Source organism: Clostridium sp. YIM B02500 (genome assembly GCF_022324665.1).
Classification (GTDB): Bacteria; Bacillota; Clostridia; order Clostridiales; family Clostridiaceae; genus Clostridium; species Clostridium beijerinckii.
Window position 1 is genome coordinate 134,387 of record NZ_JAKGTE010000005.1, and the last position, 16,512, is coordinate 150,898.

14 protein-coding genes are annotated in these 16,512 nt (G+C 30.0%); 13 read left to right on the plus strand and 1 reads right to left on the minus strand.

The window, feature by feature from the left end; translation table 11 throughout:
- Positions 1-254 precede the first annotated feature (254 nt).
- From L1S46_RS05890 to surE, 13 genes are all read left to right on the plus strand, one after another.
- Positions 255-2,075, plus strand: coding sequence for a hypothetical protein (locus tag L1S46_RS05890; RefSeq protein ID WP_238899504.1), 1,821 nt, complete (start codon positions 255-257; stop codon positions 2,073-2,075).
- 68 nt (positions 2,076-2,143) lie between these two features.
- Positions 2,144-3,121 carry a type I phosphomannose isomerase catalytic subunit gene (locus L1S46_RS05895; RefSeq protein ID WP_011968339.1) on the plus strand — a complete coding sequence of 326 codons (978 nt, stop codon included), beginning with the start codon at positions 2,144-2,146 and terminating at the stop codon, positions 3,119-3,121.
- A 331-nt stretch (positions 3,122-3,452) separates the two neighbouring features.
- On the plus strand, positions 3,453-4,313 hold the full coding sequence (locus tag L1S46_RS05900; protein ID WP_077855656.1) for an undecaprenyl-diphosphate phosphatase: 861 nt from the start codon (positions 3,453-3,455) through the stop codon (positions 4,311-4,313).
- A 601-nt stretch (positions 4,314-4,914) separates the two neighbouring features.
- Complete coding sequence (locus L1S46_RS05905) at positions 4,915-6,012, plus strand: 6-phosphofructokinase (protein WP_171780121.1); 1,098 nt, start codon at positions 4,915-4,917, stop codon at positions 6,010-6,012.
- 94 nt (positions 6,013-6,106) lie between these two features.
- On the plus strand, positions 6,107-6,883 hold the full coding sequence (locus L1S46_RS05910) for a serine hydrolase (protein WP_011968342.1): 777 nt from the start codon (positions 6,107-6,109) through the stop codon (positions 6,881-6,883).
- A gap of 303 nt (positions 6,884-7,186) precedes the next feature.
- Positions 7,187-8,113 carry an aspartate carbamoyltransferase gene (gene pyrB, locus L1S46_RS05915; RefSeq protein ID WP_238860655.1) on the plus strand — a complete coding sequence of 309 codons (927 nt, stop codon included), beginning with the start codon at positions 7,187-7,189 and terminating at the stop codon, positions 8,111-8,113.
- Position 8,114: 1 nt separating this feature from the next.
- Positions 8,115-8,546: an aspartate carbamoyltransferase regulatory subunit gene (locus tag L1S46_RS05920; RefSeq protein ID WP_238899505.1), complete on the plus strand. Its 432-nt coding sequence runs from the start codon at positions 8,115-8,117 to the stop codon at positions 8,544-8,546.
- Positions 8,547-8,565: 19 nt separating this feature from the next.
- Positions 8,566-9,801, plus strand: coding sequence for a dihydroorotase (locus L1S46_RS05925; protein ID WP_238899506.1), 1,236 nt, complete (start codon positions 8,566-8,568; stop codon positions 9,799-9,801).
- A 321-nt stretch (positions 9,802-10,122) separates the two neighbouring features.
- On the plus strand, positions 10,123-10,995 hold the full coding sequence (pyrF, locus tag L1S46_RS05930) for an orotidine-5'-phosphate decarboxylase (protein ID WP_168981675.1): 873 nt from the start codon (positions 10,123-10,125) through the stop codon (positions 10,993-10,995).
- A gap of 35 nt (positions 10,996-11,030) precedes the next feature.
- Complete coding sequence (locus tag L1S46_RS05935; protein ID WP_077856689.1) at positions 11,031-11,774, plus strand: dihydroorotate dehydrogenase electron transfer subunit; 744 nt, start codon at positions 11,031-11,033, stop codon at positions 11,772-11,774.
- A gap of 21 nt (positions 11,775-11,795) precedes the next feature.
- Complete coding sequence (locus L1S46_RS05940) at positions 11,796-12,692, plus strand: dihydroorotate dehydrogenase (protein WP_077856690.1); 897 nt, start codon at positions 11,796-11,798, stop codon at positions 12,690-12,692.
- Between the two features lie 91 nt (positions 12,693-12,783).
- Positions 12,784-13,458, plus strand: coding sequence for an orotate phosphoribosyltransferase (pyrE, locus tag L1S46_RS05945; RefSeq protein ID WP_011968349.1), 675 nt, complete (start codon positions 12,784-12,786; stop codon positions 13,456-13,458).
- A gap of 695 nt (positions 13,459-14,153) precedes the next feature.
- On the plus strand, positions 14,154-14,915 hold the full coding sequence (gene surE / locus L1S46_RS05950) for a 5'/3'-nucleotidase SurE (RefSeq protein WP_238860645.1): 762 nt from the start codon (positions 14,154-14,156) through the stop codon (positions 14,913-14,915).
- A gap of 33 nt (positions 14,916-14,948) precedes the next feature.
- On the opposite strand, the gene L1S46_RS05955 is transcribed toward surE, so the two are convergent.
- Positions 14,949-16,331, minus strand: a complete 1,383-nt coding sequence (locus L1S46_RS05955) for a DUF2334 domain-containing protein (RefSeq protein WP_238899507.1) — start codon at positions 16,329-16,331, stop codon at positions 14,949-14,951.
- Between the last annotated feature and the right edge of the window lie 181 nt (positions 16,332-16,512).

The following is a 16,512-nucleotide window of genomic DNA, read 5'->3' on the forward strand; positions in this document are numbered from 1 at the left end:
TAGAATTTGAATTAAAATTGTTTAATATTCAAAATAAGGATATGGGAATATTTAAAGGCAGAAAATTTAATTCTATTTATATTGAGAATTTTAATCTAGAAATTTACTGATTTAAAATGTAAAAGTTTTAATATATTTATGAATATATAGTTACAATTTAATGAATGTTAGTCAAAAAGTAGATTTTTATATCAAAGTTTGTTAAAATAGAGGACAAGTATGAATTGATTATAAAAGTAAGGTGTGATTTATTCGTGAAGAAATCAGTTATAGAGTATATAAGCGATTTTAAAAATAGCAAATATTTTACGTACATAAATGATTTGAAAAAAAGTAAGTATTTTAAATACATAAGCGACTTCAAGAAAGACAGATATTTTACTCCACCTGTAATTGTAGTAATTTGCCTGAGCGCGGTTATGATAACTAATGTAATCTCTAAATCTAGAATTGAGTCATCAAAAGATAAGCTTACTATTGCAGCTAATAGTGCTGAAGAGGATTTTTATAATGATAAGTATGATGCTGCAATTGAAGAATATAATAAGTATCAAGAACAAGAAAAAGATGAATGGCCAATATGGAATTTAAAAATTGCAGAAATTTATTCTGTAAAAGGAGATTTCGCAGATTCGAATGAACTTCTTACAAAAGTTTATTTAGCTAGAAACAAGATAGTTGATGGTAAGAAGCAAAAAAATATAGATAATTTTGAGTCTAAAGATAGAGAACTTACAAATTATATAGTGTTTACGTCTTTTATGAACGGAGATTATGATAAGGCTTTGCAATATGGTGAATTGTTTTTGATGGATTATCCAACAGATAAGAGTTTGTTAAAAACAATGTTTACTATTTATATGGCAAATGACAAGAAAGATAAAATGAAAGAAATAATTGATAATTATCCAAGAGATGATGAAAATGCATCTGATCTGGCAGATTTAGCTAGAATGAATATGATGATGAATAATTTAGATGAAGGGCTTTTATTATTAAAAGATGCATGGCATAAAGATAAAAATGAAGTTAAAGTTTTTGATGTAATAACGCAAATTGCAGAATATAATAAGAATGACATTTTAAATAAGATTACAGCACTTGAGAAAAAAGATTCAGGTGAACTTGCATATAAGATGTGGCAGGCAGAGATTTACTCTAAAGATAAAGATTCTGCTGAAAAGGCTAATAATTTAATTAGTGAATTAGAAGATAAGGATGTTGGAAGTATAAATTTAGCACTTATTAAATCTAATACATATCAGAATTTAGGTGAATCAGAAAAAGCTAGAGATGTTTTAAATGAGATTATAAAGAACGATCCAAACTCATTTATAGGATATCACGCAATGTCATTGGAAGATTATAGTGATGAAAATTATGATGATGCACTTAAGAATTGTGAAAAGAGTATATCTCTAAACAAAGACTATGCAGATAACTATGGATTCTTGATGCCGGAGATAATGGAAAAACAAGATAAGAGTGAAAATGCAGAGCCGTATTTTAGAACTGCTTTATATAAGGAACCTTTTAATTATAATATATTAATTAAATTAGCAGAGTATTATGGAAATACAGTTAAGGATAGTTCTAGAGCATTATATTATTATACCTTAGCATCTAAAATGAATCCTAATGATGCAGAAGTATATTATAATATGGCATTAATTAAAGTAGCAAATCAAAGACAAGACGAAGCTATAGATTTATTGAAAAAAAGTATAGCAATAAATTCGAAAGAAATTAAATATCATAGGGCGCTAGGAACTGTGTATTTAAATAAAGAAAAAGGTGAGGATGCTCTTAAGGAAATAAGAGCGGCATATGCTATTGATAAAAATGATATACTAACGCTAAATAATGCTGGATGTTATTATGTAGCTATAGAAGGAGATTTAAGCAGAGGGCTAGTTAATTTTAAGGCAGCATATGATGGCATAAATGATAAAACAAGCGAAGAGGATAAAGATACAATAAGCGAAAATTATAATAGAGTAAGGAATTTATCTGATGCATATAATAAAAGAAACGGGGCAACATTAAAAATACCAGATTTAAAATTATTTTATTAAGATAATTATTTATATAATATAAACTTGTAAACAAGTATAAAATAGTCATTTGATAGGGGGAGAGTAGTATGTATCCAATTAAGTTTGAAAACCTATATTACGAGAGAATATGGGGTGGAAAGCACCTAGAGAAATTTAGAAATAATGTTCCAGAAGGTGTAATAGGAGAAAGTTGGGATATAGCTTGTCATAAAAATGGGACTGGTAAAGTAGAAAATGGAGAATTAAAAGGTAAAACATTTGATGAAATAATAAATCTATATGGAGAAAAACTTTTAGGTACTGAAATAAGTACTAAAGAATTTCCACTTTTAATTAAACTAATAACAGCAGAAGATAAACTTTCGGTCCAAGTCCATCCTGATGATGAGTATGCAAATAAGGTTGAAAAAGATTCTGGAAAAACAGAAGCTTGGTATGTAGTGGATGCAGAAGAAAATGCTTCATTAATAGTGGGAACAAAAGATTGCGATAAGGAAAAATTTAAAAAAGCAATAGAAGAAGGGGAATTAGATAAGTACTTAAATAAGATTCCAGTTAAAAAGGGCGACTTTTTCTTTGTGCAAAGTGGATTAGTTCATGCTATATGTGAAGGGGTATTAATTGCTGAAATTCAACAAAATAGTGACACCACATATAGAGTTTACGATTATAATAGAGGTCGTGAAATTCATGTAGAAAAGGCATTAGATGTAATAGATTTTTCTCTTAAAGGGGAGAATTCAAAAGGAATTCTAATTGAAAGAGATGGATATGATAAATCATATCTTTGTTTAGATGAATATTTTACAATACAAAAATATAAAATTACTACATCTGTAAAAGAAACGAGTGATGAGGGAAGATTTTATTTATTTACATGTGTTGAAGGTAATGGTGTAATTAAATATAGTGGTGGAGAAGAAAAAATGCTTATGGGAGATAGTATCTTCATTCCAGCAACTCTTGGAGATTACGAATTAGTTGGTAATTTTACAGTATTAAAGAGCTATGTACCAAACATAGAAAATGAAGAAAAAAGCATAATGAGTGTAATAGAGAAATAATAATAAAGATTAAGGGGGAACTATTAAGTTGCTCCTTAATTGTTTGATTAACTTGTAAAATAAGAATTTGATTAAGGAATAGTCATTATAATTTATATATTGAAATAATAAATTGTGTTTAGAATCTTATAAGCATTAAAATTGGACAAAGTATTATTTATCTTAGAAATAGAGAGCAAAGTGAATTTTGGTGAGAGTAAAGAGAAATATAGTGAATTTATTAAAAAATTAATAATTTTTTAATATGAAATAAGACCTAATAGGTTTAAAATATATTAATATGGTTAAAAAAGTAAATAAGTAAACAAAAAAGAAAGAGAGTGAAAATTAAGTGGGATTGGATATTTTATTTATAATCAAAGCTATAATAATAGCAATAGTTGAAGGATTAACAGAATTTATTCCGGTGTCATCAACTGGACATATGATACTGGCGTCAAGCATCATTAATTTTAAGGGTGACTTTGTTAAAATGTATGAGGTTGTAATTCAATTAGGTGCAATATTGGCAGTTGTTGTTTTATATTGGAAGAAGATAAAAGACAGCGTAATTGAATTTTTCAGATATATATTTACAAAAGGAAAAGAAGGTAAAACAGGTTTTAACTTTGGTATAAATGTAATAGTAGGATGCATACCAATGCTGATAATAGGATTATTATTTTATAAAAAGATAAAAAGTTTATTTAATGCTGAAGCTGTTGTTATAGGATTTATAGTTGGAGGTATTCTATTAATAATAATTGAAAACATGTTTAGAAAAAGTAGCAAACATGCAACAAAGAGTCTAGATAGTATAACTCCAATGCAAGCTCTAAAGGTAGGCGTATTCCAAGTACTTTCAGTATGGCCAGGAATGTCAAGGAGTGCATCGACTATTATGGGAGGATGGATTGCAGGTCTTTCAACACCAATAGCTGCTGAATTTTCATTCTTTTTAGCTATTCCAGCCATGATAGGAGCATCTGCAAAAGACCTTATGGAATTTGATTATTCAGGAATGAATTTGACTTCATGGATATCATTAGTAGTAGGCTTTATTGTGGCATTTGTAGTGTCAGTCGTTGTTATGGATAAATTTGTTTCTTATTTGAAGAAAAGACCAATGCGTGTATTTGCAGTTTATAGAATAGGTGCAGGTATAGTATTTGGAATACTTATGTTCTTTGGTTTTTTAAATTTTACATTATAAAAATAAAGAGTTGGATTAGCTTTATGCTAATTCAACTTTTTTTATAAAAAAGAGTTAAATTTAAATTATAAAACAAATAAGTGTATTTAAATAGTAAATTTATATTTATCATTTAAATACGTTAAGAGTTTAATTAGGACTAATAATGTAGAAACGCAATTAAGTATATATGTTAAAAAGAAACGTAGATAACAATAACACTTAAGATTAATTATTATAAGAAGTTAATTGTAATATAATGGTTAATAATTTGCGGAATTTATTAATAAAAATAGAAATAACACTTCTAAATATTAATTTATAAAATATAATACTTAATGTAAGTTTGGGTATAGTAATTAATGTAGTTAAAATTCAAAATAGTCTTTCTTTATAATAAGTTTGGATTAAAATTCCTAGGAATAATAATGAAGATATAAGAGAAACGACTAAATATTAAAATTAAAAATTTCAATTCTTATTTAAAGAATGAATATATTGTAAATTAATACTTTTCATAAATTAAAGTTTGTGATATTATTAAGTAAATAGTCAGAAAATAATGATAATTTAATCGGAACAATAATTTCCAATGAAGATTATGGTATAGGGGGATTAGAAGATGTCCAAAGATATTAAAAAGATAGCTCTATTAACTGGAGGAGGAGATTGCCCAGGCTTAAATGCAGTAATAAGTGCAGTAACGAAATCAGCAATTTTAAATTATGGATATGAAGTTATTGGATATAAATTCGGTTACAGAGGATTATATAACAATGATTTTATTTCATTAGATTTAGGAGCTGTATCAGGCCTTATATCAAGAGGAGGAACAATTCTTTATAGTTCAAATAAAGATAATTTGTTTGATTACTCAGTAGAAGAAAATGGTCAAATAGTAAAAAAAGATGTATCAGATGTAGCAGTTGAGAATTTAAAAAAAGAGGGTGTAGACGTTTTAGTTGTAATTGGTGGAGATGGAACATTAACATCAGCTAGAGATTTTTCAAGAAAAGGAGTAAATGTTATTGGCGTTCCAAAGACTATAGATAATGATTTAGGGTCAACTGATGTAACGTTTGGCTTTAATACAGCTATAGGTATAGCAACGGAAGCATTAGATAGACTGCATACAACTGCAGAATCTCATCATAGAATTATGATTCTAGAAGTTATGGGAAGGAATGCAGGTTTTATAGCATTGGAATCAGGAATAGCTGGTTCAGCAGATGTTATACTACTACCTGAAATTCCATATGATATAAATAAAGTTGTAGAAAAAATTGAAGATAGAAAAAAACATGGAAAGTTATTCACTATAATTGTTGTAGCAGAAGGTGCAAAACCTAAGAACGGCAATGTTATAGTATCTAAGATAGTTGAAGATAGTCCAGATCCAATTAGACTTGGTGGTATTGGAAATAAGATAGCTGAAGATTTGGAAAAGTTAGTTAAGGATAGAGAAGTTAGATGTACAGTTCTTGGTCATATTCAAAGAGGTGGAACTACATCAACATATGATAGAATATTATCAACAAGATATGGTGTTGAAGCAATAGAGCTTATCAATAAAGGTAAGTTCGGAAGCATGGTATGCTTAAAAGGTAATGAAATTACTTATGATAGTTTAGAAAATGTCATTGGTAATAACAAGAAAGTAGATCAAGATGGAGAGTTAGTAGCTGTAGCTAAGAGAATAGGGATATCATTTGCCGATTAGTTAACTTAATATGAGTACCAAATTATACTAGTGATTTAGTACTCATAAGATACCTAATGACATTTAGTAGTATTTTTAGAAAGCGGTGGGTATTATGAAAGAAATAAAAAGATATTTAGAGTCTAGAATAGGAACATATTCATTTTTCTTTGAGGATTTAGAAAGTGGTTTTAGTTATGGATACAATGAAAATGTTCAAATGACAAGTGCAGGGTGTATGAAATTGCCGATAGCAGTATCTATAATAAAGCATGTTCAAGAAGGGAACAGTACATTTTTAGATAAAATAAAAATTGAAGAAGAAGATAAAGTTTATGGAACAGGAATACTCCATGAATTTGATAATAGAGAATATACTATATTTGAATTGTTAGTTGCAATGCTTATACAAAGTGATAATACGGCAGCAAATAAGCTCATAGATATAGTTGGTATAGATAAGATAAATGACGATATAGAAGCACAAGGATTGAAAAATACTAAATTAAATAGAAAAACTTCAGATGAAAGAGCTGTAAGTAATGGAATTGAAAATATAACAAGTGCTTTAGATCTATCAAAGATATGGAAACACTTATATAATTCAAGCTTTTTAGATGAGAAAAATAGCAAAATGCTTATGGATATATTACAAAGACAACAAATGAAAAACAAATTAGCACTTTATATACCTGATGATTTAAAATATGAAATATCAAGCAAGACAGGCGATAAGGCTAGCGTTGAAAACGATACAGCTCTGATTCATTCACCAAAAGGATCTTTTACATTTACTGTTCTTTCAATGGGAATTCCTAATAGTGTTTACGGAACAGTTACCCTTGCTAAATGTGGAAAAATGATGTGGGATAACATAATGAACAACTTTTAGAGACATAATTAATAACTCCTAGAAAACTAGGAGTTATTTTTATAACCTAATTAAAATTTAAACTAAATTTAGCTGAAATTTGTATAAAATAATTTTTATTGACACAGCCTAAAAGAAATGGTATTCTTACACAAAGAATAACCTTTAATTTGATTCAGAGAAATCAATAAGGAAGTTATATAATACCAATAATCTAGGATTATTATGCCTTCCTTTATATTAAGGAAGGTTTTTTATTATATAGTATTATATAATTTTTCCCTTTAAATTAACACAGAGAGGTTAAGAAGGAGTGATAATAAAATGATAAAAGATATTAAACATCTAATAGAGCCTATGGATTTTACGGTAGAGGAATTAGATGAAATATTCAATTTAGCACATCAAATAATCGCACATCCAAAGGAATTTTCTCATATTTGTGACGGGAAAATTTTAGCTACATTATTTTATGAACCAAGTACGAGAACAAGATTGAGCTTTGAAGCTGCAATGATGAGACTTGGTGGTAAAATTCTTGGATTTTCAGAGCCGAATTCAACATCAATTTCTAAAGGAGAAACTTTAGCTGATACAATTAAAATGGTATCAATATATTCAGATATAATAACAATGAGACATCCAAAAGAAGGTGCAGCAAAAGTTGCAAGTATCTATTCTAACGTTCCAATAATTAATGCTGGTGATGGTGGACATCAACATCCAACTCAAACTTTAGCAGATTTACTTACGATTACAAGTTTGAAAAGCGGTTTAAATAACCACAGGATCGGAATTTGTGGTGATTTAAAATTTGGAAGGACAGTACATTCTCTTATAAAAGCAATGTCTAGATACAATAACAATAAATTTGTGTTAATATCACCAAAAGAATTAGCAATACCACAATATATAAGAGAAGAAATATTAGAGAAGAATAATATTGAATATATAGAAGTAGAAAAATTAGAAGATGTAATTGATAAGTTAGATATTCTATACATGACAAGAGTTCAAAAAGAAAGATTCTTTAATGAAGAAGAGTATTTAAGACTAAGAGATAGTTATATATTAGATAGAGCGAAAATGGATCTAGCTAAAGACGATATGATAGTAATGCACCCGCTGCCAAGAGTAAATGAAATTGCTTATGAGGTAGATGAAGATAGAAGAGCTTCATACTTTAAGCAAGCTGAATACGGTATGTATGTAAGAATGGCGTTAATGATTAAGCTTTTGGGGGTGATGTAAGATGCTTGAAATAACAAGTATTAGGAATGGAATAGTAATTGATCATATCCAAGCTGGAGTTGGAGTTAAGATATTTAAGTACTTAAAACTAGACACTAATGATTGTAGTGTTGCTTTGATAATTAACGCAGATAGTAAGAAGCTTGGAAAGAAAGATATAATTAAGATAGAAAACTGCTTTGAACTTGACTATACTGTTTTAGGTCTACTTTCACCTACAATAACAATTTGTGAAGTAAAAGATGAAATAATAATAAATAAAGTTAAGCCAACGCTACCTAATAAGGTGGAAAATATAATTAAGTGTAAAAATCCAAGTTGCATAACTAGTCAGGAAGAATATGTACCTCATTCTTTTATTTTAGTAGATAAAGAGAATGGAAGATATAGATGTGAATATTGCGATGAGATAACAAAGCTTTCAGAAATTTAGAATAATTAAGAGGTGTTATATGGAACTGTTAATTAAAAACGCGAGGATAGTAGATGTAACCCAAGATTTTATAGGCGACATCTATATTAAGGACGGAATAATTGAAGAAATAGGGCAAAAGATCTTTAAGAAAGATGTAGAAACCATTGAGTGTGAAGGAAAGATTTTAATGCCATCATTTATAGATACACATGCACATTTTAGAGATCCAGGTCTTACATGGAAGGAAGATATTGAGACAGGATCTAGGGCAGCACTAAAAGGTGGATACACAGGAGTTTGCCTTATGGCAAATACAAATCCTATATGTTCATCAAAAAAGGTTCTAGAATACGTAAGAAATAAATCTAAAGAAATTAATTTAATAGATATTCATCAATGTTTATCAGTAACAAAGGATTTTGACGGAGTGACATTAACTCATTTAGAAGAGCTTTCAGGTGATAAGGAAATTAAAGCAATTTCAGATGATGGAGTTGGGATATCGAACTCCAATACAATGCTTGAAGCGATGGAAATTGCGAAGAAGAATAACTGGGTTATAATGTCTCATGCTGAAAGTCCTGAATTCTCCAAAGTTGATATGAGGATAGCTGAGAATATGATGACAATAAGAGATGTAGAATTAGCTAAACTAAGTAAAGCTAGATTACACATGTGCCATGTCAGCACAAAGGAAGCTATAAAATGTATAATTGATGGAAAAGTGAGTGGCGCAAATATAACACTAGAAGTTACTCCTCACCATATTGGTTTAACAAGAGATATAAATGATTACAGAGTAAATCCTCCAATTAGAGAAAAAGAGGATGTAGAGGCAATAATAAATGCCATAAAATTAGGTATGGTTGATACAATAGGAACGGATCATGCTCCACATACAGCGGATGAGAAGATGAAAGGTTCGCCTGGAATGGTTGGAATAGAGACCGCATTTTCAATATGTTATACGAAATTAGTGAAAGAGAACAATGTTTCACTAAATAAATTAAGTGAGCTTATGTCATATAATCCTGCAAAGCTCCTAGGAATGAATAAAGGAAAAATTAGCATCGGAGTCGAAGGGGATTTAGTTTTAGTTGATATTAATAAATGCCTAAAAGTGAATCCAGAAGAATTTGCATCAAAGGGACGGAATACGCCATTTACATGTATGGAATTCTACGGTGAAATTCTTATGACAATAAAGGGTGGAGAAATTAAGTATACACATATGAAATGTGCGCGAAGCGCAATAGGGAACATTTCACATTAGAAAAAGCACGAAGCACAATTAAGAACAGTCCACATTAGAAAAAAGCACAAACATATGAAATATGAGAGAATCGTAATAAAGAATTTTTGGGTGAATTAAGAACATTTCATATCAAAAAAAGCGTACAGCTAGATAGAGAATTTTTAGGCGCAACTATTATTATAAATTAGGAAGCGGACACGTGTAAAATAAGAGTGGCTTAAATAATATCATAAGTAGAAAATGGAGAACATAATTAAGAAAATTATAAGATATGAGTTCCTAAAGGAATTAATTGTGAATTCTGACTGTGGACTGAATAGGGTTGGAGGAAGATTTGAAATGACAAATTACATAATTGATAAATTATACAATAGAGTTGAAGAAAGAGGAGTGGTTTGTGTAGGGTTGGATACTGCATTAAGCTATATTCCAGATCATATAAAAGAGGGTAGAACTGACAGTGAAGCTATCTTTGAATTCAATAAACAAATAATAGATGCGACGTGGGATGTATCAGCATGCTTTAAGGTGCAGATTGCTTACTATGAAGCGTTAGGACTTGAAGGATTAATTGCCTATAAGAAAACGCTAGACTACCTAAGAGATAAAGGCGAAATTATAATAGCTGATATTAAAAGAGGGGATATAGCAGCTACAGCAACAATGTATGCAAAGGCTCATTTTGATGGGGATTTTGAAGCTGATTTTATAACACTTAGTCCATATATGGGAATGGATAGTATTGAACCATATCTACCTTATTTAGAAAAGGGAAGTAAAGGTGTGTTTAGCTTAGTTAGAACTTCAAATCCAGGTGCAGAAGATATTGAGTATCTAGATACTACTGGAGATAAGAAAGTTTACGAAGTTGTAGCAGATAAAATTACTGAAATGGGAAAAAATTATACTGGAAGTTGTGGATATACAGCAATTGGCGGTGTTATAGGATGTACGCACGTTGAAGAAGGAAAGAAAATAAGATCAAATTATAGCAATATGTTTTTCTTAATACCTGGATATGGTGCACAAGGCGGGAAAGCTGAAGATGTTGCACTATATTTAAACAATGGAAATGGTGGGGTTGTAAATTCTTCAAGGGGAATACTACTTGCTTACAAAAAAGAAAATAGAGAAAAAGAGTTTGCTTTATGCGCTAGAGAAGAGGCTATAAAGATGAGGGATGCAATAAGGGAAGCAGTGAAGAACGTATAAATTTTACATTAAAGATAACTTAAGGAGGCAGGGTTATGGCTATAACTTACAGAAATGCAAAGGTAGTTTCAAATAAAGAAATCTCGAAAGATATATATAAATTAGTAGTAGAAGATGATGCAGAAATAAAGGCAGGACAATTTTATATGTTAAAGCTAAATGGTGCAACATTTCTGCCAAGACCAATAAGTATATGTGAAAAATCTGAGAATAAACTAACATTTTTATATGCTGTAGTAGGAAATGGAACTAAAGAGTTTACTAAGCTTAAAGAAGATGATGAAATAAGCTTAACAGGGCCTCTTGGAAATGGGTTTGATTTAGAGAAAGAATATAACAAGGTAGCACTGGTTTCAGGGGGAATTGGAACAGCACCAATGCTTGAACTAGCAAAGAAATTAAGAAAGAAAAATCCAGATCAAAAGATAGATCTTTATGCAGGATTCAGAGATGATGTTTACTTAATAGATGAGTTAAAGGAATACGTAAATGAAGTTTATATATCTACAAACACTGGAAAAAATGGGCATAAAGGATTTATTACCGAAATTTTAAAACCAGAAGACTACGATACCGTGTTATGCTGCGGACCAGAGATTATGATGAAAAAAGTTATAGATATGTGCAAAGAAAAGAATGTGGCTGTTTATGTATCTATGGAAAAGCATATGGCATGTGGAGTGGGTGCATGTTTAGTATGTACTTGTAGAACAAAAGATGGACATAAGAGAACGTGTAAAGATGGTCCAATATTTGATGGATACTATGTTGAACTATAATAACCAAAGGAGAAGAAGAATATGATGAAAGTAACTATTAATAATGTAGAATTTAAAAATCCTGTAATAGCAGCATCGGGAACCTTTGGTTTTGGTGAAGAATTTAATAATTTTTATGATGTTGGAATTCTTGGTGGAATATCTTCAAAAGGGCTTACAATAAACCCAAAGCAAGGAAATGAAGGGATAAGAGTATATGAAACACCATCAGGAATGATGAATTCAGTAGGATTACAAAATCCAGGAATAGATGCATTTATAGAAAATGAGCTTCCGAAAATGAGGAAGTACGGAACTAATGTTATAGCAAATATTGGGGGAGGATGCTTGGAAGACTATGAAGCTGCTGTAAGAAAAATTGATAGCAGTGATGTTGACATGATTGAACTTAATATTTCCTGCCCAAATGTAAAACATGGTGGTATGGCTTTTGGGATTAAGTCAAAAGTAGCATATGATGTGGTTAGAGAAATTAAAGCCATGACTAAGAAGCCGTTGATGGTTAAATTATCTCCTAATGCAGAAGATATAGTAGATATGGCTGTAAAGTGCCAGGAAGCAGGAGCGGACTCTATATCATTAATAAATACCTTAAAAGGGATGGCTATAGATGTATATAAAAGAAAGCCGGTATTTAATAATATAACTGCAGGTCTTTCAGGGCCGGCTGTAAAACCAATTGCTCTTAGAATGGTTTATGAAGTGGCTAAGGCTGTAGATATTCCAGTAATAGGACTTGGAGGAATATCAAGTGGTAAAGATGCCGTAGAATTTATGATGGCAGGAGCTAGCGCAGTACAGATAGGAACGATTAATTTTGTAAATCCTATGGCTGGGAAAGAAATAGTTGAAGAAATGGAAAGTTTCTTGAAGGAACAAGGAATTAAGGATATTAACGAGATTATAGGAATAATATAAATTGATCATAAATCCTAATTCCTAATAATGAAAATAAGCAACTGATAAGTGAATATTAATAATTACAAAGTAGATATTGGAGGAATTTTAAATGAAGGCATATAAGAAAGAATTTATCAATTTTATGATAGAATGTGGAGTACTTACATTTGGAGATTTTGTTACTAAGAGTGGAAGAAAGACTCCGTTCTTTGTTAATACAGGTAACTATCAAACAGGAAGCCAGTTAAGAAGACTTGGAGAATTTTATGCAGAGGCAATAAAAGAAAACTTTGCAGATGATTATGATGTATTATTTGGGCCTGCATACAAAGGAATTCCTCTAAGCGTTACAACATCTATTGCTTTGTCTAGCTCATTTGATATTGATGTAAGATATTGTTCAAATAGAAAAGAAGTAAAAGATCATGGAGATACAGGAATTCTTTTAGGAAGTAAACTAAATGATGGAGATAAAGTACTAATAGTTGAAGATGTTACAACAGCAGGAACATCAATTTACGAAACTATGCCTATCTTAAAAAGCCAAGCAGATGTTAATGTTAAAGGTCTTATAATATCGGTAGATAGAATGGAAAGAGGGCAAGGTGAACAATCAGCCTTAACTGAAATCAGAGAAAAATTCGGATTTAAAACTTGTGCCATAGTTACAATGGCGGAAGTTATAGAATATTTATACAATAAAGAGATTAACGGAACTATACTTATAACAGACGAAGTTAAAGGTAGAATTGACGAATATTACAAACAATATGGTGCAAAATAAAAGTATTAAGAACAACTCAACGTGAAGCAATGAACAGCCGAAAGAGAATACATATATGTTTCTCAGGACTGTGAAAAATTTCGCTTAGCATATCTAAACGCGAAGTTGCACCCAAGTCTGCATGCTCCTGCGACAAGCCCATGACAAGCAGACTTGGAACAACTTCCCGTTAATATATGCAGCAGCTTATTTTTCAATGCCTGTTCCGCATATATGTATTCTCTTTCTTTGTTTTATTATCACTTTAGTTCTTTTAGTAACACTTAATATAGAAAAAGAGAATATATATTTTATAAAAAGTTACAATATAGTTAAAATAAAGGTATTGTAACAACAGAAATATAAAAATACTTGCCTAAATATGCTTTACTTTAAATTTAAGATAAACAAAGAAATGAAATATATGTTTTTGAGGAGTGTTCATAAGAAGATTTTGCTGGAAGTAATTCTTAGAATATAAGTTGTTCCAAATGTGCTAGTTCAAAGCGTAGCCTTTGAAGCAAGCACTTTGGGTGCAACTTATATTGTTTGAATTACCCAGTAAAATCTTCAGAGAACCGGAGCAAACACATATATTCCATTTCGGTTGTTTAGCAGGAAATTTAAATGTTCATAAGACTGCAAGTGTTTTTATATTTCGGTTATTCATTGCGTTACATTAAGTTATAAACAAAATACAGTTGTAAGGAGGAAATATGAATATTTTAATTACTAACGACGATGGAATAAATGCACCAGGAATAATTGCTTTAGCAAAGGAAATTTCTAAGGAGCATAAGGTTACAATTGTTGCGCCCAAGGATCAAAAAAGTGCGTCTAGTCATTCAATATCTATTCATAGTCCGATTAAAATTAAAGAAGAATTCATTGAAGGCTTAGATTGTAAGGCTTATAGTGTTTCAGGAACGCCTGCTGATTGTACTCAAGTTGGGTTATCCTTTTTGAAAGAGAATATAGAACTTGTAATATCTGGCATAAATAAGGGGCCAAATGTAGGAACTGATATTTTATACTCAGGTACGGTATCGGCAGCAATAGAAGGAACTATATATGGAATTCCATCAATTGCGGTTTCAATGGATGTTGAATATGGGAAAGATAATGAGGATTATTCTAAGGCTGTTAAATGGGCGATAAAAGTTTTAAATATAGCAAAGGAAGAATACTTAAAAAGTGATGTGGTATTAAATCTTAATATTCCAAATTTTAATGAAAGAGATATAAAGGGCATCAAAGTCTGTAAGATTGGAAGGTCCACATATAAAACAGAATATATACTTTTAGAAAGTAATGAAGAAGGTGACTTGTATACAACAAAAGGAACAAGAAATGCTATAGAGGAAGAAGAAAGTGATTTATATTATCTATCTCAAGGATATGTTACATTAACACCGCTTCATTTTGATTTTACTAATTTTGCAATATTAAGTGATGTTACGAAAATATTTGAAAAATAAAAGGCTTGTCATATGCGTGGCAAGCCTTTTTTACTACTTATTTATAAGATTATCAATATGAACAGTAGTATAATCATTATCTTTAAGTGCCTTTACTATTTGTTGCAAAGGTGAACGTGTATCATAATTCACGTTAAGTTTGTTTCCATTTAGGTTAAAGTTTATATAATCTATTTCTATAGATGGATGATAATAAAAGCTATTAAGCGTATCATCATCTCCTTCATTAATCGTATTTACCATACGAGTCGTATCTGTTGATGGATCAGCTATACGACCTAATGGAGTTGGAACAAATAAGTGAGAATCATCTGGCTTATATATGTTCTTTTTTGTATAATCATATGGCTCGTATATGAACTGAAAATATTCACTAATTATTTTCTTTTGTTGCTCAGTATCTCTGTAATGAGGGCTTTCGTAATACGAGATAGGAATATTTAGAGCACTTGCAGTATCTATACCTTTTTCTATCACTGCTCTAGTCTCAGCTTCTGTACTATTTACGTCTTTAGACATTTCTTCACCAGTTCCGCTTGAGTCATTACCAGATTGATGAGTATATCCGTGTAAACCTATTTCTCCACCTTTATTAAGAGCATAATCTAATACATCTACAAATCCTACATTTACAATGTTATCATTCGTCAACAAATCATTATCAAAATTTGCTGAAGGAACTACAAATCTAGGTATCCATGAAATATGAAATTTCAGTCCTTGGGAAAATAGCAAATTAGCCATTATCTTTATTTTGGTTTGATTTTTATCTACAACATTTGTATAACCGCAACCAAAATCTTCAAAACGTATTAAACCAATTTTATCGCTATATAGTATAGCTGAATCTTCTGGTTCCTTTACATCGTTAGGTATTAGGTTTATTTTTTTGTTTTGAAAGTCAAATACGGCAAATAAATCAAAAATTTCTTCTATATCTGAAATTGAAATATAATAGCTACTATTATTGTTAAGTAAATTACCACGAAGATTACCTTTTCTAGAATTCTTTTCATAAGTGGTTTCATTTAAGAAAATTTTATTACTATCATTATATATTGATATGGAATTATTAGAAGTATCTAAGGTATAATTGAGTTTACTGCAAATAAAAGTTAGAGGTATATAATACCTTTGGGCTTTTAGCAGTATTGGAACATTAGTCAGATTTCCTGTGTTCAAAATATTTAGGGTTACATCATTTACTTTTGTTACAGGTTTGTCCGAAAATTTAATTTTGGGTGTATATGTACTTTTAAATTTTTCCTCTGGTAGCATACTTGAGTATAATGTTTTATTAATAATAGTTAGATTCTTTCTAAAAAAATTAAAATAAGAAAGAACTTGATATAATATAAAGACAGATAGAGCTATTGCTAAAAAAGAAAATAAAGATAGTTTAGCATTCCTTTGCATATGTTTTCTCCCCTTTGAATTATGTATAAACAATATTGTAACAAAATTATACCATTATTTTGTGTCAATTATTTTGTATGAATGTTAAATTTATGTTATAAATTCTAAAAAAAGTTGACAAATAAAACTTTTTGGTATAGTTTTATAAGCTTATGAATCTAAAATATGAAATTCAAAAATG